Origin of the sequence: Delftia sp. WSY_22 (assembly GCF_043104185.1) — a bacterium.
Lineage (GTDB): Bacteria > Pseudomonadota > Gammaproteobacteria > Burkholderiales > Burkholderiaceae_C > Comamonas > Comamonas tsuruhatensis.
In genome coordinates this window covers 55,154-76,740 of record NZ_JBICKN010000027.1, presented here as the reverse complement: position 1 = coordinate 76,740, position 21,587 = coordinate 55,154, and the positions used below count along the sequence as shown (strand labels likewise).

At 69.0% G+C, this 21,587-nt stretch carries 21 protein-coding genes; 9 read left to right on the top strand and 12 right to left on the bottom strand.

The annotated features are described in order from the left end of the window. Positions 1–32 precede the first annotated feature (32 nt). From ACF8NF_RS14555 to ACF8NF_RS14545, 3 genes are all read left to right on the top strand, one after another. The gene (locus ACF8NF_RS14555; RefSeq protein WP_074921177.1) at positions 33–668 is read left to right on the top strand and encodes a PolC-type DNA polymerase III; all 636 of its coding nucleotides are present in this window, start codon (positions 33–35) and stop codon (positions 666–668) included. A 190-nt stretch (positions 669–858) separates the two neighbouring features. Beyond that, the gene (locus ACF8NF_RS14550; protein ID WP_016452255.1) at positions 859–1,362 is read left to right on the top strand and encodes a flavin reductase family protein; all 504 of its coding nucleotides are present in this window, start codon (positions 859–861) and stop codon (positions 1,360–1,362) included. A 209-nt stretch (positions 1,363–1,571) separates the two neighbouring features. Next, a complete protein-coding gene (locus ACF8NF_RS14545; RefSeq protein ID WP_392450766.1) occupies positions 1,572–2,987 on the top strand; it encodes an amino acid permease in 1,416 nt (471 codons plus the stop codon). Here the strand turns inward: ACF8NF_RS14545 and ACF8NF_RS14540 are convergent. Further along, positions 2,984–4,183: a DUF5666 domain-containing protein gene (locus ACF8NF_RS14540; protein WP_026062458.1), complete on the bottom strand. Its 1,200-nt coding sequence runs from the start codon at positions 4,181–4,183 to the stop codon at positions 2,984–2,986. The genes ACF8NF_RS14545 and ACF8NF_RS14540 overlap by 4 nt on opposite strands. 148 nt (positions 4,184–4,331) lie before the next feature. Between ACF8NF_RS14540 and ACF8NF_RS14535 the strand changes: the two genes are divergently transcribed. From ACF8NF_RS14535 to ACF8NF_RS14525, 3 genes are read left to right on the top strand one after another with little or no spacing between them, the layout of a single operon-like run. Then, complete coding sequence (locus tag ACF8NF_RS14535) at positions 4,332–5,042, top strand: PepSY domain-containing protein (RefSeq protein WP_223275184.1); 711 nt, start codon at positions 4,332–4,334, stop codon at positions 5,040–5,042. After that, a complete protein-coding gene (locus tag ACF8NF_RS14530) occupies positions 5,042–5,722 on the top strand; it encodes a response regulator transcription factor (protein ID WP_392450765.1) in 681 nt (226 codons plus the stop codon). The genes ACF8NF_RS14535 and ACF8NF_RS14530 overlap by 1 nt, the downstream gene beginning before the upstream one ends. Continuing rightward, positions 5,712–7,049 carry a sensor histidine kinase gene (locus ACF8NF_RS14525; protein ID WP_392450764.1) on the top strand — a complete coding sequence of 446 codons (1,338 nt, stop codon included), beginning with the start codon at positions 5,712–5,714 and terminating at the stop codon, positions 7,047–7,049. Before ACF8NF_RS14530 ends, ACF8NF_RS14525 begins: the two co-directional genes overlap by 11 nt. Positions 7,050–7,068: 19 nt before the next feature. On the opposite strand, the gene minE is transcribed toward ACF8NF_RS14525, so the two are convergent. The 7 genes from minE to ACF8NF_RS14490 all read right to left on the bottom strand — a co-directional run bounded on the left by minE (position 7,069) and on the right by ACF8NF_RS14490 (position 14,339). Beyond that, a complete protein-coding gene (minE, locus tag ACF8NF_RS14520; protein WP_012202033.1) occupies positions 7,069–7,332 on the bottom strand; it encodes a cell division topological specificity factor MinE in 264 nt (87 codons plus the stop codon). Positions 7,333–7,338: 6 nt separating this feature from the next. Next, positions 7,339–8,151 (bottom strand): septum site-determining protein MinD, encoded by an 813-nt coding sequence (minD, locus tag ACF8NF_RS14515; RefSeq protein ID WP_016452260.1) that lies wholly within the window; start codon positions 8,149–8,151, stop codon positions 7,339–7,341. 49 nt (positions 8,152–8,200) lie between these two features. Continuing rightward, a complete protein-coding gene (minC, locus tag ACF8NF_RS14510) occupies positions 8,201–8,947 on the bottom strand; it encodes a septum site-determining protein MinC (RefSeq protein WP_017405687.1) in 747 nt (248 codons plus the stop codon). 168 nt (positions 8,948–9,115) lie between these two features. Beyond that, positions 9,116–9,904: a crotonase/enoyl-CoA hydratase family protein gene (locus ACF8NF_RS14505; RefSeq protein WP_392450763.1), complete on the bottom strand. Its 789-nt coding sequence runs from the start codon at positions 9,902–9,904 to the stop codon at positions 9,116–9,118. Positions 9,905–9,928: 24 nt separating this feature from the next. Continuing rightward, positions 9,929–10,945: an acyl-CoA dehydrogenase family protein gene (locus ACF8NF_RS14500; RefSeq protein ID WP_392450762.1), complete on the bottom strand. Its 1,017-nt coding sequence runs from the start codon at positions 10,943–10,945 to the stop codon at positions 9,929–9,931. Positions 10,946–11,029: 84 nt separating this feature from the next. After that, complete coding sequence (locus ACF8NF_RS14495; RefSeq protein WP_392416001.1) at positions 11,030–12,187, bottom strand: acyl-CoA dehydrogenase family protein; 1,158 nt, start codon at positions 12,185–12,187, stop codon at positions 11,030–11,032. Positions 12,188–12,275: 88 nt separating this feature from the next. Then, complete coding sequence (locus ACF8NF_RS14490) at positions 12,276–14,339, bottom strand: acetoacetate--CoA ligase (RefSeq protein WP_338499241.1); 2,064 nt, start codon at positions 14,337–14,339, stop codon at positions 12,276–12,278. 194 nt (positions 14,340–14,533) lie between these two features. Here ACF8NF_RS14490 and ACF8NF_RS14485 point away from each other — a divergent pair, with 194 nt between their 5' ends. The 3 genes from ACF8NF_RS14485 to ACF8NF_RS14475 all read left to right on the top strand — a co-directional run bounded on the left by ACF8NF_RS14485 (position 14,534) and on the right by ACF8NF_RS14475 (position 18,167). Beyond that, the gene (locus tag ACF8NF_RS14485) at positions 14,534–15,841 is read left to right on the top strand and encodes a solute carrier family 23 protein (protein WP_046239355.1); all 1,308 of its coding nucleotides are present in this window, start codon (positions 14,534–14,536) and stop codon (positions 15,839–15,841) included. Between the two features lie 207 nt (positions 15,842–16,048). Beyond that, positions 16,049–17,563, top strand: coding sequence for an acetyl-CoA hydrolase/transferase family protein (locus tag ACF8NF_RS14480; RefSeq protein ID WP_043789488.1), 1,515 nt, complete (start codon positions 16,049–16,051; stop codon positions 17,561–17,563). A gap of 130 nt (positions 17,564–17,693) precedes the next feature. After that, positions 17,694–18,167 carry a hotdog fold thioesterase gene (locus ACF8NF_RS14475; protein WP_017405693.1) on the top strand — a complete coding sequence of 158 codons (474 nt, stop codon included), beginning with the start codon at positions 17,694–17,696 and terminating at the stop codon, positions 18,165–18,167. On the opposite strand, the gene ACF8NF_RS14470 is transcribed toward ACF8NF_RS14475, so the two are convergent. From ACF8NF_RS14470 to ACF8NF_RS14455, 4 genes are read right to left on the bottom strand one after another with little or no spacing between them, the layout of a single operon-like run. After that, positions 18,168–18,881: an ABC transporter ATP-binding protein gene (locus ACF8NF_RS14470; protein ID WP_392450761.1), complete on the bottom strand. Its 714-nt coding sequence runs from the start codon at positions 18,879–18,881 to the stop codon at positions 18,168–18,170. Beyond that, a complete protein-coding gene (locus ACF8NF_RS14465; protein WP_071953933.1) occupies positions 18,874–19,632 on the bottom strand; it encodes an ABC transporter ATP-binding protein in 759 nt (252 codons plus the stop codon). Before ACF8NF_RS14465 ends, ACF8NF_RS14470 begins: the two co-directional genes overlap by 8 nt. Continuing rightward, positions 19,625–20,710 carry a branched-chain amino acid ABC transporter permease gene (locus ACF8NF_RS14460; protein WP_099732585.1) on the bottom strand — a complete coding sequence of 362 codons (1,086 nt, stop codon included), beginning with the start codon at positions 20,708–20,710 and terminating at the stop codon, positions 19,625–19,627. The genes ACF8NF_RS14465 and ACF8NF_RS14460 overlap by 8 nt, the downstream gene beginning before the upstream one ends. 3 nt (positions 20,711–20,713) lie before the next feature. Beyond that, complete coding sequence (locus ACF8NF_RS14455; RefSeq protein WP_017405698.1) at positions 20,714–21,586, bottom strand: branched-chain amino acid ABC transporter permease; 873 nt, start codon at positions 21,584–21,586, stop codon at positions 20,714–20,716. Between the last annotated feature and the right edge of the window lies 1 nt (position 21,587).

Below are 21,587 nucleotides of genomic sequence, written 5' to 3'. Positions count from 1 at the left end.
GCCGGTCGGGCACTGCCGGGCACAATCGCCCCATGCCGCAGCCGATTGCCGTCATCGACTTTGAAACCACGGGCATGGCGCCCGCCCAGGGCGCGCGTGCCACCGAGGTCGCCATCGTGCTGATCGAGGGCGGCCAGGTCGTGGACCGCTTCCAGAGCCTGATGCGCACGGGCGCCTGGATACCGCCCTTCATCACGCGGCTGACCGGCATCACCAATGCCATGGTCGCAGCCGCGCCGCCCGCCGAGGACGTGATGCGCGATGCCGCCCGCTTCGTGGGCAGCGCGCCCATGGTGGCGCACAACGCGGCCTTCGACAGCAAGTTCTGGCAGTCCGAACTGGCCCTGGCCGGCGAGGCCGCGCCCCAGCCCTTTGCCTGCACCGTGCTGCTGTCGCGCCGCATCTACCCGGAGGCGCCCAGCCACAGCCTGAGCCGGCTCACCGCCCACCTGGGCCTGCCCGTGGCCGAGCGTGCCCACCGGGCGCTGGCCGATGCCGAAATGGCCGCCGCCCTGCTGGCGCGCATGCAGCAGGACCTGTGCCGGCGCTATGCGCTGGCCTGGCCCGAGCATGCACTGCTGATGCGGCTGCAGCGCTGCGCGCGCGCCCGCATGTCAGGCTGGCTGCAGGAGAACGCCGCGCCCGCCCAGATGCGCATGGCGCTGTGAGCCGGCACGGCGCACGCAAGGCAAAGACCTCCCTGGCCAAATCCCCATCGGCCGCATCTGCCGGCATCCGCACCCATAATGCACGGTTGCTGCCCGGCTACGGGCGCCCGTCCCAAACGCGGCAGCCCTGCTGCCGCCTTGCTGCCGCCTGGTTCTTGCACCCGTGAATTCCGCCCTGCCTCCTGCCGCCATGGCCAACCTGGCCCCTCAGGCCCCGTTCTCGTCGCGCGAGTTCCGCGACGCGCTGGGCCAGTTCGCCACGGGCGTGACCATCGTCACCGCGCGCAGCCCGCAGGGCCATCCGGTGGGCGTCACCGTGAGCTCGTTCAACTCGGTCTCGCTCACACCGCCGCTGGTGCTGTGGAGCATGGCGCTGTCGGCGGCCTCGCTGCCCGTGTTCCAGCATTGCTCGCACTACGCCATCCATGTGCTGTCGGCCTCGCAAAAGCCCCTGGCCGAGCTGTTCGCGCGCAAGGGCGTGGACCGCTTCGCCAACACCGCCTGGCGCAGCTCGGCCCAGGGCGTGCCGCTGCTGACCGAAGCCACCACCGTCTTCGAGTGCCGCAACCGCCATCGCCATGAAGAGGGCGACCATGTGATCTTCATCGGCGAGGTCGAGCAGTGCAGCCACCAGGCCGGCCACACGCCGCTGCTGTACCACGCAGGCCGCATGCACACGGGCGGCCTGGGCTGAGCCCGGGCCCGCGGCAGCACTCCCGTCGTCTCTCTCGGCAGCTCCCCCATTCCCGTTCCTTCCCGCCTCCGGGTAATCCCCGGTCCGGGAAATCGGTGTCTGCGCATATTGTATATACAGGATTATACATCTGAGCACAGACCCATCCGCAGGCCGATGAAGCCCGTGGATGCGGCGGCCATTTCACCAATGACGGGGGGAGACAGCACATGAGTTCACCATCTGCAGGCAGCCTGCACCGAGGGCTGTCGGCCCGCCATATCCGCTTCATGGCACTGGGCTCGGCCATAGGCACGGGGCTGTTCTACGGCTCGGCCAAGGCCATACAGCAGGCGGGGCCCTCGGTGCTGATCGCCTACCTGCTGGCGGGCGCGGCGGTCTACATGGTGATGCGCGCGCTGGGCGAGATGGCCGTGCACAACCCCGTGCCCGGGTCCTTCGGCCAGTACGCCAGCGACTACCTGGGCCCGTTCGCCGGCTTCGTCACGGGCTGGACCTATACCTTCGAGATGGTCATCGTCTGCCTGGCCGACGTGACGGCCTTCGGCATCTACATGGGGTTCTGGTTTCCCGAGGTGCCGCGCTGGATCTGGGTGCTGTCCATCGTCTGCTTCATCGGCGCGCTCAACCTGTGCTCGGTCAAGGTGTTCGGCGAGATGGAGTTCTGGCTGTCCCTGCTCAAGGTGGCGGCCATCATCGCCATGATCGGCGGCGGCCTGGGCATCATGGTGTTCGGCTTCGGCATGGCGGCCGGCCAGGCGCCCACCGGCGTGCAGAACCTGTGGGTGCACGGCGGCTTCATGCCCCATGGCGTCTCGGGCCTGATCGCCTCGCTGGTGGTGGTGGTGTTCGCCTTCGGCGGCATCGAGATCATCGGCATCTCGGCCGGCGAGGCCAAGGACCCGGCGCGCGTGATCCCGCGCGCCATCAACGCCGTGCCGCTGCGCATCCTGCTGTTCTACGTGCTCACGCTGTTCGTGCTGATGAGCATCTTCCCCTGGCCGCAGATCGGCAGCCAGGGCAGCCCCTTCGTGCAGATCTTCAGCGGCCTGGGCATTTCCTCGGCCGCCACCATCCTCAACATCGTGGTGATCTCGGCGGCCGTGTCGGCCATCAACAGCGACATCTTCGGCGCCGGCCGCATGCTGTACGGCATGGCGCACCAGGGCCAGGCCCCCGCCGGCTTCGGCCGCGTCTCGCGCCATGGCGTGCCCTGGATGACGGTGGTGGTGATGGCCGTGGCGCTGCTGGCCGGCGTGGTGCTGAACTACCTGATCCCCGAGGACGTGTTCCTGCTGATCGCCTCCATCGCCACCTTCGCCACGGTCTGGGTCTGGCTGATGATCCTGCTGTCGCAGTTCGCGGCGCGCCGCCGCATGAGCCCGCAGCAGGTGGCCGCGCTGAAGTTCCCGGTCCCGCTGTGGCCCGCCGCGCCGCTGGCCGCCATCGGCTTCATGCTGCTGGTGCTGGGCGTGCTCGGCTACTTCCCCCACACCCGTGCAGCCCTGGTCGTGGGCGGCCTGTGGATCGTGCTGCTGGGCGCCGCCTACCTGCTGTGGGTGCGCCCCGCCGCCGCGCGTGCGCAGAGCGAGGCGATGCGGCCTGCGGCGAACGCGAACCCTTAGTCGAACTCGACCTCGGTGGCCACCACCATCGCGCCATCGACCGAGAGCCGGCCCTTGACCTCGACCACGCGCCCCACGGCAATTTGGGCAGCGCTGCCATCCTCGAAGCGCGCATTGCGATAGTCCACGCGCACGCCGCGCAGCTCGAAGATGCCGGCCAGGCTGTCGACAGCGGTGATGCGCCCCTCGATCTCGAAGCCATCGTCACTGTCCAGCCGCAGCTTGCGCTCGACCTCGGAGGCGCGAAGCACCCCGTCCTGGAACATGCCTTCGACCTCGACCAGGTCGCCCACGGCAAGGCCTGCGGGCAGGCGTGCGGCGCTGCCCGCATCCACGCTCAGGCCGTCCACGACGAAGCGGGTCGGCGAGTCCATGCGGGTGATATGGCCGGTGACGTCGGCCTCCACGCCTGCCTGTTCGGGCAGCGTGGGACGCTGCACCGACAGTGCGGTGGCCACCCACAGGCCGGCGGCATCGGGCTGGCGCGCCAGGCGCAGGCTGACCACGTCGCCGGCAGCCAGCGCGGCGGCAACCTGCACGCCGCTCCAGTTGACGACGGCCTCGCCGATGCGCAGGGTGCGGCGCGACATGTCAACGGCATCCACAGGCGCGCGCAGGCGCCAGGGCTCGTCGGCGTCATCCTCGATCTCGATGCGGCTGGCAAGAATGCGGCCCTGCGCATCGCGCAGGCCGTGGACTTCCAGCACACGGCCGACCTGCAGCGCCGCCGCGCGGCCGTCCTCGAACACCGTGGCCGCATCGACGACCACGGTCTGGCCCAGTACGGTCAGCCGGTCGCCCACGACCGCGCTCAACGGACCTTCCAGATCGCTGCGCACAAGAATCTGGCGGGCCATGGCGCGCGCCACACCATCGCTGCCGGTGGTCACGGGGTCAGCGGTGACATGGACCGCCATGCCCAGCTTGAGCGCATCGCTGGCCAGCAGGACGCCATCGCCATCGGTGATCCGGGCCTGGCGCTCGTCATACCGCACCCCATTGACCAGGATGGAGCCGAAGCCGTCAATGGTGCCCGACGCATAGCTGGCGCTGGGAGTGACCGGCGTGGGGGCGGGCTTGTCAGCCCCGCCGCCGCCACCGCCGCAGGCGGCCAGCAGCACGGACAGCGAGAGCGCGCCAGCGCCCAGGACCCGGGGCAATGGCGGGGCGGAGCGGGAAAAGCGAAGAAAATGCATGGTGTTCGATGCCAGAAAGAAACAGATGAAAAGGCACCGCGGCGGGGCCATCGGTGCAACCGCCTGCAGTGTCGGCAAAGGCGCCTAAACCGCGCATGAATGGCGCGTTCATGCACTGTTTAAGAACGTGCACATAAGATGCGTGGCCGTGAAACTCCGCCTCGCACTTGCTGCCTTGCTGGCCCTGCCGCTGGCGCCCGCCTCTGCCACCACGCCAGCGGAGCATGAAAGCGTGCGCCGCGAGGTGCAGTCCAAGCGCCTGCGGCCCTTGGCGGAAATCCTCCAGGACGTGCAGCAGCGCCACAAAGGGCGCGTCATCGACATCGAACTCGAGCGCGGCGCCGACGGCCGGCGCTGGTACGAAATCAAGCTCGCCAATGGCCAGCGCACGGAGATCTATATCGATGCAGTCACGGGACAGGACATCCCCCGGCCGGGCGCGACCACCGCCGTGCTGATACCCATGTCCGCCGTGGCGGCAGCCGTCACCCGCTTGCATCCCGGCACCGTGCTGCAGATCGAGCTGGAGGAAACGCGCAGCCCCAGGCCCTACTACGAGATCCAGCTGCTCACGCGCGAAGGCCGTGAGCAGCTGCTGCGCGCCGACGCCCAGACGGGCCGCATCCTGGCGGAGCCTGTCCTGAGCCGGGAGCAGGCCGCCACGCTGCAACCGCTGCCGCGCATTCTTGAGGAACTGGAGCGCAAGTACCAGGCCCGCGCCACAGAGGCCGAGCTCAAGATCGACGTCCGGCAGCGCGCCTACTACGAGGTCGAGTTGCAGCTGAGCGCCGGCCGCAGCATCGAAGTGCATGTGGATGCGTACAGCGGCCAGCCCATCGAAGAGGACGGACTGCGCTGATGCGGGTGCTCATCGTCGAAGACGACGCCGATCTTGCTGCAGGCCTGCAGGCCATCCTGCAGGAGGCCGGCATGCTGGCCGAGTGCTGCGCGGACGGCCGCCTCGCCCAGGAACTGGGCAGCGTCGAACACTATGACGCCGCCTTGCTGGACCTGGGGCTGCCAGGACAGGACGGCGTCTCGGTGCTGCGCCATTGGCGCGAGCAGGGCCGCTCCTTTCCCGTGCTGGTGCTCACGGCCCGCAACCGCTGGAGCGACAAGCTCACGGCTTTCCAGGCCGGCGCGGACGACTACCTGACCAAGCCCTTTCTGCACGAGGAGGTCGTCACGCGGCTGCGCGTGCTGCACCGGCGCGCAGCAGGCGGCAGCCGGCCCCTGGTGCAGATAGGCCCGCTGGCCTACGACACCATGGCAGACCGCTTCACGCTCGAAGGTCGGCCGCTTGCGCTGACCGCGCAGGAGCAACGCATCCTGAGCTTTCTGACCGACCGGCATGGACAGCTCGTCAGCCGCGCCGACATCAGCGAGCATGTCTACGCACGCGACCTGGACCCGGACTCCAACACCGTGGACGTGCTGGTCGGCCGCATCCGCCGCAAACTGTCCCCGCATGGCCTGATCCATACCGAGCGCGGACGGGGCTTTCGCCTGCAGCAGGCCAGCGGCGACCATGCGTCCTAGGCACTGGGGCCTGTCGGAGCGCCTGCTGGCACTGAGCCTGGTGGCCACGCTGGCCTGCGGCACGGCCGCCAGCTGGCTGCTGCGCGAGCAGTTGCACGATGCGGTGCTACGCAGCTTCAAGGCCGGCCTGCAGGACCGTGCCGAGCGGCTGCAGGCCGAGCTGCAGTCCCCTGGGCCCCTGACCGGACAGGGCGCGCGGCTCAATCGCGGCGAGTTCGGCCGCATTTTCTCGGGCTGGTACTGGACACTGGAGCAGGACGGGCGGCTGCAGCAGTCGCGCTCTGTCTGGGACGACAGCCTGGAGCTGGACGACGCCCGTCCCTGGCCCCGGCACAAGGGCAGCGAGACGCTGCTGTCGCTGCGCGGGCCGCAGGGGCGCGAACTGCTGGGCCTGCGCCGCAGCTTCGATGTCGCGGGCCGGCGCGTGCAGCTGCATGTCTTCGGCCCGCTGGACGGTACGCGCCAGGAATGGCGCCGCATCGACCGCATCCTGCTGGTCACCGAACTGGGCCTGGTCGCCGCGCTGCTGCTGTGCACGGTGGCGCTGGTGCGCCTGGGATTGCAGCCGCTGCGCAGCCTGCAGCAGGCGCTGCAGGACATGGAAGACGGCACACGCACGCAGCTGGGGCGGCACTTCGGCCCCGACCTGGACCCGATTGCCGAGGCCGTGGACCAGGTGCTGCAGCGCAATGCCCAGGTCGTGGAGCGCGCGCGCCACCAGGCGGCCGACCTGAGCCATGCGCTCAAGAAGCCGCTGGCCGTGCTCGGCATCCAGGCACGCGGCCATCAGGTCGATGGCCCGTGGCTGCGTGACCAGGTACAGGCCATGTCCCACACCATCGACCGCCATCTGGCGCGCTTCGCCAGCGGCGCCGGCAGCGCCGGCAGCGTGGCGCTGGATGAGGTGCTGGCCCGGCTGCTGGATGCCATGCGCCAGATCCACGCCCAGCGGCGCCTGTCCTGGTCCATCCAGACCTCCACGCCGCTGCCCGGCCATGGGCAGCGCTGGCGCGGCGCGGCCTCGGACCTGGAGGAGATGGCGGGAAACCTGCTGGACAACGCCGGCAAGTGGGCACGCAGCCGCGTCACGCTGGCCGTGTGCCAGGATGGCACGACGACGCTGCTGCAGATCGATGACGACGGCCCAGGCCTGGCACCGGAGCATCTCGCGCAGGCCATGGAGCGCGGTGTCCGCTTCGACGAACAGGCCCAGGGCCACGGCCTGGGCCTGGCCATCGTGCGCGACATCGCCGAGACCTATGGTGGATCGCTGGAGATGGGGCCAAGCCCGCTGGGCGGGTTGCGCTGCACGCTGCGCCTGGGCTGAGCACGGCGCCGGGCGGCGCTCAGCGCGAGGCGTCGGGCAGTTCGATCTTGACTTCGAGCACTTCCAGGTTTTCCTGGCGCTCCAGGTGCACCTTGATGTCGTTGACGTCGATGTCCACGTACTTGGAGATCACCGCCATCAGCTCCTTTTGCAGCGCAGGCAGGTAGTCGGGGCCACCGCCGTTGCCGCCCACGCGTTCGCGCGCGAGGATGATCTGCAGGCGCTCCTTGGCCACCGAGGCCGTTTTCTTCTTTTCTCCGAGCAGGAAAGAGAGCATGGACATGGCCGCTTACCTCCCCCCGAACATGCGTTTGAAGAAGCCGGGCTTTTGCGCTTCGGTGAAGCGCATGGGCTTTTCCTCGCCCAGGAAGCGCGCGACCACGTCCTGGTAGGCCTCGGCCACGTCCGAGCCCTGCATGTGCACGGCGGGGATGCCCTGGTTGGAGGCCTGCAGCACGGTTTCGGACTCGGGCACGACGCCGATCAGCTCGATGCGCAGGATGTCCTGGATGTCCTCCAGCGACAGCATCTGGCCGTCCTGCACGCGGTTGGGGTTGTAGCGCGTGATCAGCAGGTGTTCCTTGACGCTCTCGCCCGCTATGGCGCGCGCGGTCTTGGAGCTGAGCATGCCCAGGATGCGGTCGGAGTCGCGCACGGAGGAGACTTCGGGGTTGGTCACGACCAGGGCCTCGTCGGCGAAGTGCATGGCGATCAGCGCACCGCTTTCGATGCCGGCCGGCGAGTCGCAGACGATGTACTCGAAGTCCATGCCCGCCAGGTCGTCCAGGATCTTCTTGACGCCGTCCTGCGTCAGCGCATCCTTGTCACGCGTCTGGGAGGCGGCCAGCACGAAGAGGTTGTCGCACTGCTTGTCCTTGATCAGGGCCTGGTTGAGGTTGGCCTCGCCCTGGATGACGTTGATCAGGTCGTAGACCACGCGGCGCTCGCAGCCCATGATCAGGTCCAGGTTGCGCAGGCCCACGTCGAAATCGATGACGGCGGTCTTGTGCCCGCGCAATGCGAGGCCCGATGCGAAGCTGGCGCTGGTGGTGGTCTTGCCCACGCCACCCTTGCCGGAGGTCACGACGACTATTTTGGCCATGTTTGCACGGTTCCTTAAAGACTGGAGAGCAAAGAAGAAGGGTCCGGTGTCATACCGGCTCGATGAGGATTTTCTCGCCGTCGAGACGCACCTTGGCGGGCCTGGCGGCCACATCCGCGGGGAGATCGGTCTCGATTGTGCGATAGATGCCGGCAATCGACAGCAGCTGTGCTTCCATGCAGGTGCTGAAGATGCGCGCCTCGGTGTTGCCGCGCGCCCCGGCGATGGCCCTGCCGCGCAGCGGCGCGTAGACATGGACGTTGCCGTCGGCGATGACTTCGGCACCATAGCTGACCATGGCCAGCACCACGATGTCGGTGCCGCGTGCATAGACGCGCTGACCCGAGCGCAGCGGCTTGTCCACGATGAGGGCGTCGGCCTGGGGAGCAGGCACCTCGCGCACCACCTCGACCTCGCGCACGACTTCCTGGATCTCGATCTCGGGCACCGTGGGCCGCACGGGTGCGGCCTCGGGCGCGGGCGCCAGGCCTGCGGCACGCGCCGCCTCCATCTGCGCCGGGCTGCCGCCGCGCACGGCCACGGGCACGGTGCGGTGAAAGCGCAGCGCCTCCACGAGCACGGCGAAGTCGATGGCCTCCTCGGCCTCGCGCACATGGGCCAGGTCGATCAGCACGGGGTCGTTGTCGAAGAAATCCGGGTCGTCGGCCAGGCGCTGGGCCAGGTCGGCCACGAGCGCACGTACGTCGGTATCCCGCAGGGTCACGGCCACCACGGGCAGTTGCGCGCTCTTGAGGTCGAAGCTGGGGCGGGCAGTACTCGTCGTTTCAACGGCCATGGGACTGGGAGTGCGGTGGATGGGAGAGTTGCCTCTCGACGCGCAAAGTGTACTGTGTGCGCAGTACATGGGCGCCCACTCCCGCCGGGAGGTCGGCACCGGGGAGTGTCCATTTGTGTTGTGTCACACACGGCCCATGCCCCCGTGGCGGGGGCCGGGCGGGCCCGGTCACTGAAACCGGGGCTTACGCTTCTCCACGAAGGCCATCACGGCCTCGCGGTGGTCGGCGGTCTTGTGCGCCAGGGCCTGGTAGCCGGCGGACAGCTCCAGCAGCGACTCCAGCGTGCTGTGCTCGCCCTCGCGCAGCAGGCGCTTGGTCATGCGCATCACGGCGCCGGGGTTGGCGGCGATCTTGTCGGCCAGCGCGCGCGCCGTGGCCAGCAGCTGGTCGGCGGGCACGACGCGGCTGACCAGGCCGCAGGCCAGGGCCTGCTGCGCGTCGATGGCCTCGCCCGTGAACGCCATCTCGGCCGCCTTGGCGCGGCCCACGGCGCGCGGCAACAGCCAGGCGCCGCCGTCCCCGGGGACGATGCCCACGCGCACGAAGCTCTCGGCAAAGGTGGCCGTCTCGCTGGCGATGCGGATGTCGCACATGCAGGTCAGGTCCAGCCCCGCGCCGATGGCCGGGCCGTTGATGGCGCAGATCACGGGCACGTCCAGCTGGTTGAGGGCGCGCGGAATGCGCTGTATGCCCTGGCGGTACTCCTCGCGGATGGCGTCGGGCGTGAGCGCGTCGTCGAAGAAGCGCTGCATGTCCTTGACGTTGCCGCCCGAGCTGAAGATGGGGCCGGCGCCCGTGAGGATGACGGCCTTGACCGAGGCGTCGCGCCGGATCTCGTCGCAGACCTGCACGAATTCCTCCACGGCCGTGTTGCCCGTGAGCGCATTGCGCGTCTCGGGCTGGTTCATGGTGAGGGTCCAGATGGCGCCGTCGCGGGCGATGTTCAGAAAGGACATGGAGAAGACTCCTTGAGCAAGGGTTTATTCGGTGATGTCGATGGTCGAACGGATCAGGTCCAGCGTGCTGCCCGCGTGGCCATGGACCAGCGCGGCGCCTGCCACACCGTGCCAGTACGACTCGGAGCCCGCCGTCTGGCGCCAGGCATGCAGGCGGCGCGTGAGCAGTTGCAGGTCGTATTCCTCGGTGAAGCCCATGGCGCCGTGGATGGCGTGGGCCGCCTCGGCCACGGCCAGCGCGGCCTGGCTGCAGCGCGCCTTGGCCACGGCCACGCGCAGCCGATCGGGGAAGATGCCCTGCCCCGCGCAGCCCAGCCGGGCCGCCATGCGCGCGGCGAAGACATGCTCGCTCATCACCGCCAGCTGGTGCTGTATGGCCTGGAACTTGCCGATGGGGCGGCCGAACTGCTGGCGCTCGTTCGCGTACTGCAGCGTGCGCTGGAACACCTCCATGAGCGCGCCCGCCAGCTGCGCCGCCACCAGGCCGGCCTGCAGCGTGCGCAGGTCCAGCCCATCCGGCAGGGCGATATCGGGAGCAGGTGCTGCGCGGACCTGATCGGCGCTCCAGCGCAGGTTCACGTCCAGGCAGAAGGCCGCCGGCTCGGACTGCGCCTGCGCCACGGGCAGCAGGCTCCAGCCCTGCGCATGCTGCACCAGCGCGCTGTCCGCCACCGCGCCCAGGCGCACGGGTGCGCAGTGCAGGCTGCCATCCGGCTGGAGCAGGCCTTGCGCCAACGCGATGGCGCCTGGTGGACGCTCCGCCCCCGCGCCAGCCAGCAGCGCGCGCGCCAGCATGGTCTCGCCCAGCGGCACGGGCAGCGCATGGGCGCCGGCCAGCGACCACACATCGAACAGCTGCGCCAGCGCCAGCCCCGCGCCGCCCGCGTGCTCAGGCACCAGGGCATCGGCAAAGCCGGCCTGCTCCAGCGATTGCCACAGCGCCCGGGGCGAGCCCCCGGCCTCGATGGCGCGCACCCGCGCGGGCGTGCTCTCGCCCTGCAGCAGCTGGCGTGCGGCATCGGCAAACAAATCGTCTTCCATGTCTCTCTCCATTCATGACACATGACGCCAGGCCTTGGGCGTTCCGTTTGAAACTGGCGCGCCCCAACTCAGGGGGAACCTTATTCAACGCAGGCCGAGGCCACGCGCGATCATTCCGCGCAGGATGTCGCGCGTGCCGCCGCGCAGCGAGTACGAAGGTGCCACCTCCGTCACGTAGTTGAGGGTGCGCAGCAGCTCCAGCGGAACCTCGGACGCCTCGCGTGCGAACAGGTCGTCGGCAATGGCGGCGGGAATGGACTGCTCCAGCGTCGTGCCCAGCTCCTTGACCAGGGCCGCCTCGACGATGGGGCTTTCGCCGCGCACCAGCTTGTCCTGCACGGCCACCGACATGGCGCGCAGCGGGGCCAGCTCGGTGAACACGCGGCCGGCCAGGCGCAGCGCGCCTTCGCTGCGCTCGCCCGTTGCACGCAGCCAGGCCAGCCATTCGTCGAACAGCACGATGCTGGAGAACAGCCGCTCGGGCCCGCTGCGTTCGAAGGCCAGCTCGGCCGTGACCTGCTCCCAGCCCTGGCCTTCCTGGCCGATCAGGGCGTCGGGCGGCAGCTGCACGTTGTCGAAGAAGACTTCGCAGAAATGGCTGTCGCCCGAGAGGTCGGTGATGGGCCGCACGGTCACGCCCGGCAGCGACAGGTCCACGATGACCTGGGACAGCCCCTTGTGCCGGTCACCCGCCTCGCCCGAGGTGCGCACCAGGGCAATCATGTAGTGGCAGTGGTGGGCGTTGGTGGTCCAGATTTTCTGGCCGTTGAGCACGAAACCCTTGCCGTTCGGCACGGCGCGCGTCTTCACGCTGGCCAGGTCCGAGCCCGCGCCGGGCTCGCTCATGCCGATGCAAAAGAAGGCCTCGCCCCGGCAGATGCGCGGCAGGTAGAACTGCTTTTGCGCCTCGGTGCCGTACTTGAGGATCAGCGGGCCGCTCTGGCGGTCGGCAATCCAGTGCGAGCCCACGGGCGCGCCGCAGGCCAGGTATTCCTCCACCAGCACGTATCGCGTGAAGGCGCTGCGCCCGCCACCGCCGTACTCGCGCGGCAGGGTGACGCCTATCCAGCCCTTTTCGCCCAGTTGCCGGCTCAATTCGGCGCTGTAGCCGCCCCAGGAGCGCGCGCGCACATGGGGCGGCAGGCCGCTTATGGCCTGGGCGAGGAAGGCGCGCACCTCGGCGCGCAGGGCTTCGTCCTCGGCGGGGATGCGGGTCAGGGCAAGGGAATCAAGCACGCTCATTGCAGGGCTCCATGGTTGGACCCCACTCTAGGCAGCCGGTCTGTCGCAGTCCAATATTAAAAACCGAGCCACTGATACCGTTTGAATATCAGGCGGCCTGTGCCTTGGCATGCTGCGCCGCAAAGCCCACATACCAGTCCAGGCAGCCCGGGTTGGCCATGGCCTCCTTGTTGACCACCTTGTCCAGCGGCTGGCCCAGCATCAGCTTCTTGATGGGCAGCTCCTGCTTCTTGCCGCTGAGCGTGCGCGGGATTTCGGCCACCTGCACGATCTCGTCGGGCACGAAGCGCGGCGACAGGGCCTGGCGGATGGCGCCCTGCAGGCGCGCGCGCAGGGCGTCGTCCAGATCCACGCCCGGGCGCAGCACCACGAACAGCGGCATGTAGCTTTCGCGGCCCAGGTATTCGAGGTCCACGACCATGGAGTCCAGCACTTCGGGCAGGGCCTCGACGGCGCTGTAGATCTCGCTGGTGCCCATGCGCAGGCCGTGGCGGTTGATGGTGGCGTCGCTGCGGCCGTAGATGATGCAGCCGCCGTCCGGGAGGATGCGTATCCAGTCGCCGTGGCGCCAGACCGGGCCCATGGCGGCGGGGCCGTCACCGCCGCCGGGCGCGCGGCCGTGGCCGGCCGGGTACATGTCGAAGTAGCTGGACAGGTAGCGCTTGCCGTCCGCATCGCCCCACAGGTACAGCGGCATGGAGGGGATGGGCTGGGTGCAGACCAGCTCGCCCACCTCGTCGATGACGGGCTGGCCCTGCTCGTTCCAGGCCTCCACGGCCGCGCCCAGCTGGCGGCACTGCATGATGCCCGGCTGCTGGGGCAGCTCGCGGTGGCCGCCGATGAAGGCGCCCGCGAAGTCGGTGCCCCCCGAGATGTTGTTCCACCAGATGTCAGGCCGCCCCATGCCTGCGAACTGCGCCGTGCCCCAGCTTTGCACCTCGGGCGACAGCGGCGAGCCCGTGGTGCCCAGGCTGCGGATGCGCGACAGGTCGCCGCACTGGGCCAGGTCCACGCCGGCCTTCATGCAGTTGGCGTAGAAGGCCGCGCCCGAGCCGAAGCTGGTCACGCCGGTCTCGGCCGCGAAGCGCCACAGCACGCCCCAGTCGGGCCTGTCCTTGCTGCCGCCGGGGCTGCCGTCGAAGATCACGCAGGTGGTGCCGCCCAGCAGGCCCGAGACCTGGGCGTTCCACATCACCCAGCCCGTGGAGCTGTACCAGTGGTAGCGCTCGCCCCAGCTGTTGGGGTGGTAGCTGCAGCCCACGTCGTTGTGCAGGGCCTTGAGCTGCAGGGCCACCAGCACCATGCCGCCATGGCCGTGGACGATGGGCTTGGGCAGGCCGGTGGTGCCGCTGGAGTAGACGATCCACAGCGGGTGGTCGAAGGGCAGCCATTCGGGCTCGAAGGCCGCCGTGGCCGCGTCGTCGCGCGCCGTGACCTGGCCGTAGTCGGCGGCATCGGCCAGCCTGGCCTGCAGGTCCAGGTTGGGCACAAGGACCACATGCTCCACGCTGGGCAGGCCTGCGCGCAGCTCCGCCAGCACGGCCATGCGGTCGATATCGCGCCCGGCGTAGTGCACGCCATCGACGGCGATCAGCGCCTTGGGCGCGATCTGGCGAAAGCGGTCCAGCACCGCGTTGGTGCCCATGTCGGGCGCGCAGATGCTCCAGACGGCGCCCAGGCTGGCCGTGGCCAGCAGGGCGACCATGGCCTCGGGGATGTTGGGCAGGTAGGCAGCCACGCGGTCGCCGCGGCCCACGCCCTGGGCCTTCAGGTGCAGGGCCAGGGCGGCGACCTGGCGGCGCAGGTCGGGCCAGGACAGTTCGCGGTGGCGGCCCGTCTCGTTGCGGCTGACCACGGCGGGCATGCCGGCCGCATGGGCGGCATCCACATGGCGCAGCGCCTGGCGCGTGTAGTTGATCTGGGCACCCGGAAACCACTGGGCGCCGGGCATGGTGTTGCGCTCCAGCACGGCCGTGTGCGGCGTGGGCGACTGCAGCGCGTTGTAGTCCCAGATGCTTTGCCAGAAGGCGTCCAGGTCGGTCACCGACCAGCGCCACAGCGCGTCGTAGCTGTCGAACTGCAGGCCGTGGCGCTCGCGCAGCCAGTCCTGGTACAGGCGGATCTGGGGGATGAAGGCAGGGGTGTGGCTCATGACCGGCCACGGTACGCGCGCGCTGCCCGCGAGCCCAGACGGGAAAGCCATTAGCCTGGCACCTGGGCGACAAAGTCTGCGGGCCGGATCGCGTATCTGCGCACAAACACTGGGAAAAAATTTCCGCTCGCCCCCTCCTGCCAGAAAACAAATGCCTCTAATATCGCGCCAATTTTTACAAGGAGCGATGCCACATGGGCCTTTTCCAATGGACGGAGAAATCCGCCGACCAGCTGCAACGGGGAGGCGTGATCGGCCCCGATGAGCGCCTGCCCTGGCCCCAGACCGGGCTGATGGGCATACAGCACGTGATCGCCATGTTCGGCTCCACCGTGCTGGCGCCCATCCTCATGGGGTTCGACCCCAACGTGGCCGTGCTCATGAGCGGCATCGGCACGCTGATCTTCTTCCTGATCACGGGCGGCAAGGTGCCCAGCTACCTGGGTTCGTCCTTTGCCTTCATCGGCGTGGTGATCGCAGCCACGGCCTATGGCGGCAAGGGCGCCAACGGCAACATCGGCGTGGCGCTGGGCGGCATCATTGCCTGCGGCGCGGTCTATGCGCTGATCGGCCTGGTGGTGCAGCTGGTGGGCACGCGCTGGATCGAGCGCTTCATGCCGCCCGTGGTCACGGGCGCCGTGGTGGCCGTGATCGGGCTGAACCTGGCGGCCATACCCGTCAAGAACATGGCGGCCAACAACTTCGAGTCGTGGATGCAGGCCCTGACCTTCGTCTGCGTGGGCCTGGTGGCCGTGTTCACGCGCGGCATGGTGCAGCGCCTGCTGATCCTGGTGGGCCTGATCGCCGCCAGCGTGCTGTACGGCCTGTTCACCAATGTGCTGGGCATGGGCAAGCCCGTGGACCTGTCGGGCGTGGCCAATGCCGCCTGGTTCGGCCTGCCCCAGTTCCACGCGCCCGTGTTCAGCGGCCCGGCCATGGTGCTCATCGTGCCCGTGGTCATCATCCTGGTGGCCGAGAACCTGGGCCACATCAAGGCCGTGACCGCCATGACGGGCAAGAACCTGGACCAGTACATGGGCCGGGCCTTCATCGGCGACGGCGTGGCCACCATGGTCAGCGGCGCGGCCGGCGGCACCGGCGTGACCACCTATGCCGAGAACATCGGCGTGATGGCCGCCACGCGCATCTACTCGACGGCCGTGTTCTTCGTGGCCGCCGTCCTGGCCGTGCTGCTGGGCTTCTCGCCCAAGTTCGGCGCGCTGATCCAGGCGATCCCGCTGCCCGTGATGGGCGGCGTGTCCATCGTGGTGTTCGGCCTGATCGCCGTGGCCGGCGCCAAGATCTGGGTGGACAACCGCGTGGACTTCTCGCAGAACAAGAACCTGATCGTGGCGGCCATCACCCTGATCCTGGGCACGGGCGACTTCACGCTCAAGTTCGGCGACTTCGCGCTGGGCGGCATCGGGACCGCGACTTTCGGCGCCATCATCCTGTACGCGCTGCTGGATCACGCACGCGACGATCAGCCACTGATTCATTGAATGTGAGCACACGCAAACATTCTTTGAGCCTTTGACTGCGCGGCAGGGCCTTTACGGGGAAACCCGAGGGCCGCTGCCAGCGCTGCTACCATCGGTTTCCGGAGATATACCGCCCTTGCGTTCTTGCATGGGGCGGTTTTTTTTAGGCTTGCAAGCCAGCGCTGCGGCACCCTGCCGGCTGGCGCGAGCCGTCAGCCGGAGCCATAGATGTCCCTCGCAGACCGCGTACGTTTCCCAGAATTCCTTTCGCGCACCATGACGGCCGAGCAGGCCGCCGCCCTGATCCCCCACGGCGTCAACGTCGGCATGAGCGGGTTCACGGGCGCGGGCTACCCCAAGGCCCTGCCCCAGGCCATCGCCCAGCACGCCAAGAGCGAACACGCGGCCGGCCGGCCCTACAAGATCAATGTCTGGACCGGCGCCTCCACGGCCGCCGAGATGGACGGCGCCCTGGCCGAGGCCGGCGCACTGGGCCAGCGCCTGCCCTTCAACACCGACCCCACCTGCCGCGCCAGGATCAATGCCGGCGAGATCGACTTCATCGACATGCACCTGTCCCACGTGGCCCAGCATGCGTGGTTCGGCTTCCTGGGCCCCATGAGCGTGGCCGTGGTCGAGGTGCTGGGCGTGACCGAGGACGGACGCCTCATCCCCTCCACCGCCGTGGGCAACAACAAGACCTGGCTGGAGATCGCCGACAAGGTGATCCTGGAGGTCAACACCAAGCCGCCGGCCAAGATGGAAGGCATGCACGACATCTACTACGGCACGGCCATCCCGCCGCGCCGCGTGCCCATTGCCCTGACCCATGCCGATGACCGCATCGGCGAGCCCTACCTGCGCGTGGACCCGGCCAAGGTGGTCGCCGTGGTCGAGACCCACAAGGGCGACCGCGACAACGTCTTTGCCCAGCCCGACGCCAACTCCAACCTGATCGCCGCGTCCATCATCGACTTCCTCGCGCACGAGATGAAGATGGGCCGCCTGCCCAAGGAGATGCTGCCCATCCAGTCGGGCGTGGGCAACGTGGCCAACGCCGTGCTGGCCGGCCTGCTGACGGGGCCGTTCGAGAACCTGCTGGGCTTCACCGAGGTCCTGCAGGACGGCATGCTGGACCTGCTGCGCGCAGGCAAGATGAGCCGCGCCTCGGCCACCTCGATCTCGCTGTCCGGCAGCGCCTACAGGGACTTCGAGGAGAACATCGACTTCTACCGCGACCGCATCATCCTGCGCCCCCAGGAGATCAGCAACCACCCCGAGCTGGTGCGCCGGCTGGGCGTGATCGCCATGAACTCCATGATCGAGGCCGACATCTACGGCAACATCAACTCCACCCACGTCATGGGCACGGGGATGATGAACGGCATCGGCGGCTCGGGCGACTTCGCGCGCAACGGCTACCTGTCCTTCTTCGTCACGCCCTCGGTGGCCAAGGGCGGCAAGATCAGCTGCATCGTGCCCATGTGCTCGCACGTGGACCATACCGAGCACGACACGCAGATCATCGTCACCGAGCAGGGCCTGGCCGACCTGCGCGGCCTGTCGCCGCGCAAGCGCGCCCAGGTCATCATCGACCGCTGCGCCCATCCCGACTTCCGCCCCCAGTTGCAGGACTACTTCGACCGCGCCCAGCGCCAGGGCGCGCTGCACACGCCGCACATCCTGGGCGAAGCGCTGAGCTGGCACCAGCGCTTTGTCGAAACGGGCGACATGCGCGCCTGACCCGCACAAGCGCGCCAGCGCGCAGTCTCCTGGGCTACAGGCAGCCATCGGCATGGCTGCCTGGACTGGCGTAGCATGCAAGGACGGCCCACGGGGCCGTCTTTTTCGTTGCACCCACAGGACTTCTCCCATGCCGATCTGGAAGCGCAGCTTCACCCTTGAAGACATCACCTCGCTGAGCGCCGACACGGCCGTCTCGCACCTGGGCATCGAGTTCACCGAGATCGGTGACGACTTCCTGCGCGGCCGCGTGCACGTGGACCAGCGCACCTGCCAGCCCTACGGCATCCTGCACGGCGGCGTGAACGTGGTGCTGGCCGAGACCCTGGGCTCGGTGGCCGCGGCCTGCTCCATCCCCGATGGCTGGCGCAGCGTGGGCCTGAACGTCTCGGCCAACCATGTGCGCGCCGCGCGCCAGGGCTGGGTCACGGGCACGGCCCGCCCCGTGCACCTGGGCCAGACCACCCATGTCTGGGCCATCGAACTGCATGACGAAACCGGCCGCCTGACCTGCACCTGCAGCCTGACCATGGCGCTGCTGCCGCCCACGCATGCGCAGAACGTCAAGCTCGCGGCGCAGCCGCCGGTGGCGGCCCAGCCCTGATCAAACCCCCAGCAACTCCGACAGGCGCTCCGGCTCCGCCAGCAGCTCCCGCGAATCGGCCTGCAGCGCCAGCCGGCCCTTGGTCATGACGACGGCGCGGTCGGTGTGGGCCAGGACCTTTTTGTAGTCGCGGTCCACGATCAGGGTGGAGATGCCGGTGCTGCGGATGGCGGCGATCACGCGCCAGATTTCGGCGACGACCAGGGGGGCCAGGCCTTCGGTGGCTTCGTCGAGGATGAGCAGGCGCGGGTGCGTCATCAGCGCGCGGCCTATGGACAGCATCTGCTGCTCGCCGCCAGAGAGCTGGTCGCCGCCGTTGGCCAGGCGCTCCGCGAGCCGGGGGAAGGTGTCGAGCACGCGCTCCAGCGTCCAGTGGCGCTCGCCCTGCAGGCCGGGGCGGGCGCTCATGACCAGGTTCTCGCGCACGCTGAGGTTGGGGAAGATGCCGCGCCCCTCTGGCACATAGCCAATGCCCAGCCGCGCCATGCGCTCGGGCGGCGCGCCCGTGCAGTCGCGGCCATCGGCGCGCAGGCGGCCACGGCGCGCGGGCACATAGCCCATGAGCGTGCGGATCAGCGTGGTCTTGCCCATGCCGTTGCGCCCCAGCAGGCCCACGGCCTGGCCCGCGCCCAGCGCCAGGCTCACGCCCTGCAGGATGTGGCTGTCGCCGTAGTAGGTATGCAGCTCGTCGATGGCGAACATGGGCTCAGTCATCGTCTTCTCCCAAGTAGGCTGTACGCACGACCGGATCGACACGGATCTGCGCGGGCGTGCCCGTGGCCACCACGCTGCCGTTGACCATCACGGTGATGCGGTCGGCGATGCGGAACACGGCGTCCATGTCGTGCTCGACCAGCAGTACCGCATGGCCGCGCTTGAGCTCCTGCAGCAGGGCCAGCATGCGCTCGGTCTCCTCGGCGCCCATGCCGGCCAGCGGTTCGTCCAGCAGCAGCACGCGCGGGCCGGTGGCCAGGCACATGGCCACTTCCAGCTGGCGCTTGGCGCCGTGGCTCAGCGTGCCGGCCACGGCCTGGGCCTGCCCGGCCAGGCCCGCACGCTCCAGGGCCGCATGGGCCTGGCGCAGGCTGGCCGCGCAGCGCTGTGCGGACAGGCCCAGTTGCCAGGGCCTGAGCGCCATCTGCGCCTGGGCCGCGAGCCGGCAGTTCTCCAGCGCCGAGAACTCGGGAAAGATGGTGGTGCGCTGGTAGCTGCGGCCCACGCCGGCACGCGCACGCCGGGGCTGGGGCATGCGCGTGACGTCCTGGCCGGCGAGCGCAATGCGCCCCGCGCTGGCCGCCAGTTCGCCCGAGAGCATGTTGACCAGGGTGGACTTGCCCGCGCCGTTGGTGCCGATCACGGCGTGGACCTCACCCTCGTGCAGGTCCAGGTCCACGCCGCCCACGGCCGTGAGCCCGCCGAAGCGGCGCGTGAGGCCGCGCACCGAAAGCAGTGCCGCATCAGCCATGTCCGGCCTCCTTGTGGTGGACCTCGTTGTGTACTCCGGCGCGTTGCCGTGCAAGGCCCGCCAGCCCGATCAGCCCCATCAGTCCTTTCGGCAGCAGGGCCACGAGCACGATGATGGCCAGGCCCAGGCTCAGCTGCCAGTGGTCGGCCATGGGGCCGACGATGGCATGCGTGGACAGCACCTCCTTGAGCGCGACGAAGGCCACCGTGCCCAGCACGGCGCCGCGCAGCGAGCCCAGGCCGCCGAGGATGACCATCAGCAGCACCTCGCCCGAGTGGTGCCAGGACAGCAGCTCGGGGTTGACCACGGCATCGCGCACCGCCAGCAGAAAGCCTGCCACGCCAGCCAGCATGCCGGCCAGCACGAAGGCCGCGAGCTTGTACCCGTAGGTGGTAAAGCCGGCCGCACGCATGCGCTGTTCGTTGACGCGTATGCCCGCCAGCGCCGCGCCGAAGCGCGACTGGCGCAGCCCGGCCAGGAAGGCATAGACCAGCACCAGGGCGGCCAGCACCACGTAGTACTGCACGCGCGGGATTTCCATGTCGATGGCGCCCAGCGCGGGCCGGGCCATCAGGTAGATGCCATCGCTGCCGCCGCCGATGCCCGTGTCGTGGACCACGAAGTAGGCCATCTGTGCGAAGGCCAGCGTCACCATGATGAAGTAGATGCCGCGCGTGCGCAGGCTCAGCAGGCCCACCAGCAGCGCATAGCCACCCGAGGCCAGCAGCGCCCAGCCCAGCATGGCCGGCAGGCTGCCGCCCTCGTTGCCTGCGGACAGCACGGCGGCATAGGCGCCCAGGCCCATGAAGGCCGCATGCCCCAGGCTCACCAGGCCCGTGCCGCCCACCAGCAGCTGCAGGCTGAGCGCGAAGATGGCCAGGATCATGGTCTTGACCACCAGTCCCGACAGATAGTCCGACCACCAGGGGCCGGCCAGCGCCAGCAGCGCCACGCAGGCCAGCGGCACGGCGCAGGCCTGCCATCGGCAGGCGCGCTGCGGCATCTCTACGGGCTGCACAGGCTGCAGGGGCTGCACGGCAGCTGCCAGCAGCGCCGGAGAAGGATTGGATACGGCCATTGTTCAGCTCCTTTGCCCCATCAGGCCCTGGGGCCGCCACACCAGCACCACCGCCATCAGCAGGTAGACGCTCATGCCGCTGAGCTCCTGGAAGAACAGCTTGCCGAAGGTATCGACAAAGCCCACCAGCAGCGAGGCCAGCAGCGCGCCCGTGATCGAGCCGATGCCGCCGATCACCACCACCACGAAGCAGATGATGAGCACGTTGCCGCCCATGCCCGGATAGACCGAACTCATGGGCGCGGCGATCATGCCCGCCAGTGCCGCCAGCGCCACGCCGATGGCGAAGACGATGCGGTACAGGCGCTTCACGTCGATGCCCAGGCCGCGCACCATGTCGCGGTTGCTGGCGCCCGCGCGCACCATCATTCCCAGGCGCGTGCGGTGGACCACCCAGTACAGCGCCAGCGCCACCAGCAGGCACACGCCCGAGGCGAACAGCCGGTACCACGGATAGCTCATGAGCCCGCCCAGCGAGAAGCTGCCCGACAGCCAGCCGGGCAGCGGCACGCCATGCACGTCGTTGCCCGCCAGCAGCGAGCGCAGCTCCTCGAACACCAGGATCAGCCCGAAGGTCATCAGCACCTGCTGCAGGTGCTCGCGCTCGTAGAGGTAGCTGAAGAAGGCCCACTCCAGCGCATAGCCCAGCACCACGGTCAGCGCCACGCCGGCCAGCAGCATGGTGATGAAGTGCTGGCCCAGCAGCGGGGACAGCGCAAAGGCCATGTAGGCGCCGATCATGTAGAAGCTGCCATGGGCCAGGTTGATCACGCCCATGATCCCGAAGATCAGCGTCAGGCCGGAGGCCAGCAGGAACAGCAGCAGCCCGTACTGGACGGCGTTCAGGCACTGCACGAGAAAGGTGGCAAGGTCCATG

Coding starts and splice junctions, on each gene's coding strand:
- ACF8NF_RS14555 (WP_074921177.1), top strand. CDS start 33: ATGCCGCAGCCGATTGCCGTCATCGACTTTGAAACCACGGGCATGGCG.
- ACF8NF_RS14550 (WP_016452255.1), top strand. CDS start 859: ATGGCCAACCTGGCCCCTCAGGCCCCGTTCTCGTCGCGCGAGTTCCGC.
- ACF8NF_RS14545 (WP_392450766.1), top strand. CDS start 1,572: ATGAGTTCACCATCTGCAGGCAGCCTGCACCGAGGGCTGTCGGCCCGC.
- ACF8NF_RS14540 (WP_026062458.1), bottom strand. CDS start 4,183: ATGCATTTTCTTCGCTTTTCCCGCTCCGCCCCGCCATTGCCCCGGGTC.
- ACF8NF_RS14530 (WP_392450765.1), top strand. CDS start 5,042: ATGCGGGTGCTCATCGTCGAAGACGACGCCGATCTTGCTGCAGGCCTG.
- ACF8NF_RS14525 (WP_392450764.1), top strand. CDS start 5,712: ATGCGTCCTAGGCACTGGGGCCTGTCGGAGCGCCTGCTGGCACTGAGC.
- minE (WP_012202033.1), bottom strand. CDS start 7,332: ATGTCCATGCTCTCTTTCCTGCTCGGAGAAAAGAAGAAAACGGCCTCG.
- minD (WP_016452260.1), bottom strand. CDS start 8,151: ATGGCCAAAATAGTCGTCGTGACCTCCGGCAAGGGTGGCGTGGGCAAG.
- minC (WP_017405687.1), bottom strand. CDS start 8,947: ATGGCCGTTGAAACGACGAGTACTGCCCGCCCCAGCTTCGACCTCAAG.
- ACF8NF_RS14505 (WP_392450763.1), bottom strand. CDS start 9,904: ATGTCCTTTCTGAACATCGCCCGCGACGGCGCCATCTGGACCCTCACC.
- ACF8NF_RS14500 (WP_392450762.1), bottom strand. CDS start 10,945: ATGGAAGACGATTTGTTTGCCGATGCCGCACGCCAGCTGCTGCAGGGC.
- ACF8NF_RS14495 (WP_392416001.1), bottom strand. CDS start 12,187: ATGAGCGTGCTTGATTCCCTTGCCCTGACCCGCATCCCCGCCGAGGAC.
- ACF8NF_RS14490 (WP_338499241.1), bottom strand. CDS start 14,339: ATGAGCCACACCCCTGCCTTCATCCCCCAGATCCGCCTGTACCAGGAC.
- ACF8NF_RS14485 (WP_046239355.1), top strand. CDS start 14,534: ATGGGCCTTTTCCAATGGACGGAGAAATCCGCCGACCAGCTGCAACGG.
- ACF8NF_RS14480 (WP_043789488.1), top strand. CDS start 16,049: ATGTCCCTCGCAGACCGCGTACGTTTCCCAGAATTCCTTTCGCGCACC.
- ACF8NF_RS14475 (WP_017405693.1), top strand. CDS start 17,694: ATGCCGATCTGGAAGCGCAGCTTCACCCTTGAAGACATCACCTCGCTG.
- ACF8NF_RS14470 (WP_392450761.1), bottom strand. CDS start 18,881: ATGACTGAGCCCATGTTCGCCATCGACGAGCTGCATACCTACTACGGC.
- ACF8NF_RS14465 (WP_071953933.1), bottom strand. CDS start 19,632: ATGGCTGATGCGGCACTGCTTTCGGTGCGCGGCCTCACGCGCCGCTTC.
- ACF8NF_RS14460 (WP_099732585.1), bottom strand. CDS start 20,710: ATGGCCGTATCCAATCCTTCTCCGGCGCTGCTGGCAGCTGCCGTGCAG.
- ACF8NF_RS14455 (WP_017405698.1), bottom strand. CDS start 21,586: ATGGACCTTGCCACCTTTCTCGTGCAGTGCCTGAACGCCGTCCAGTAC.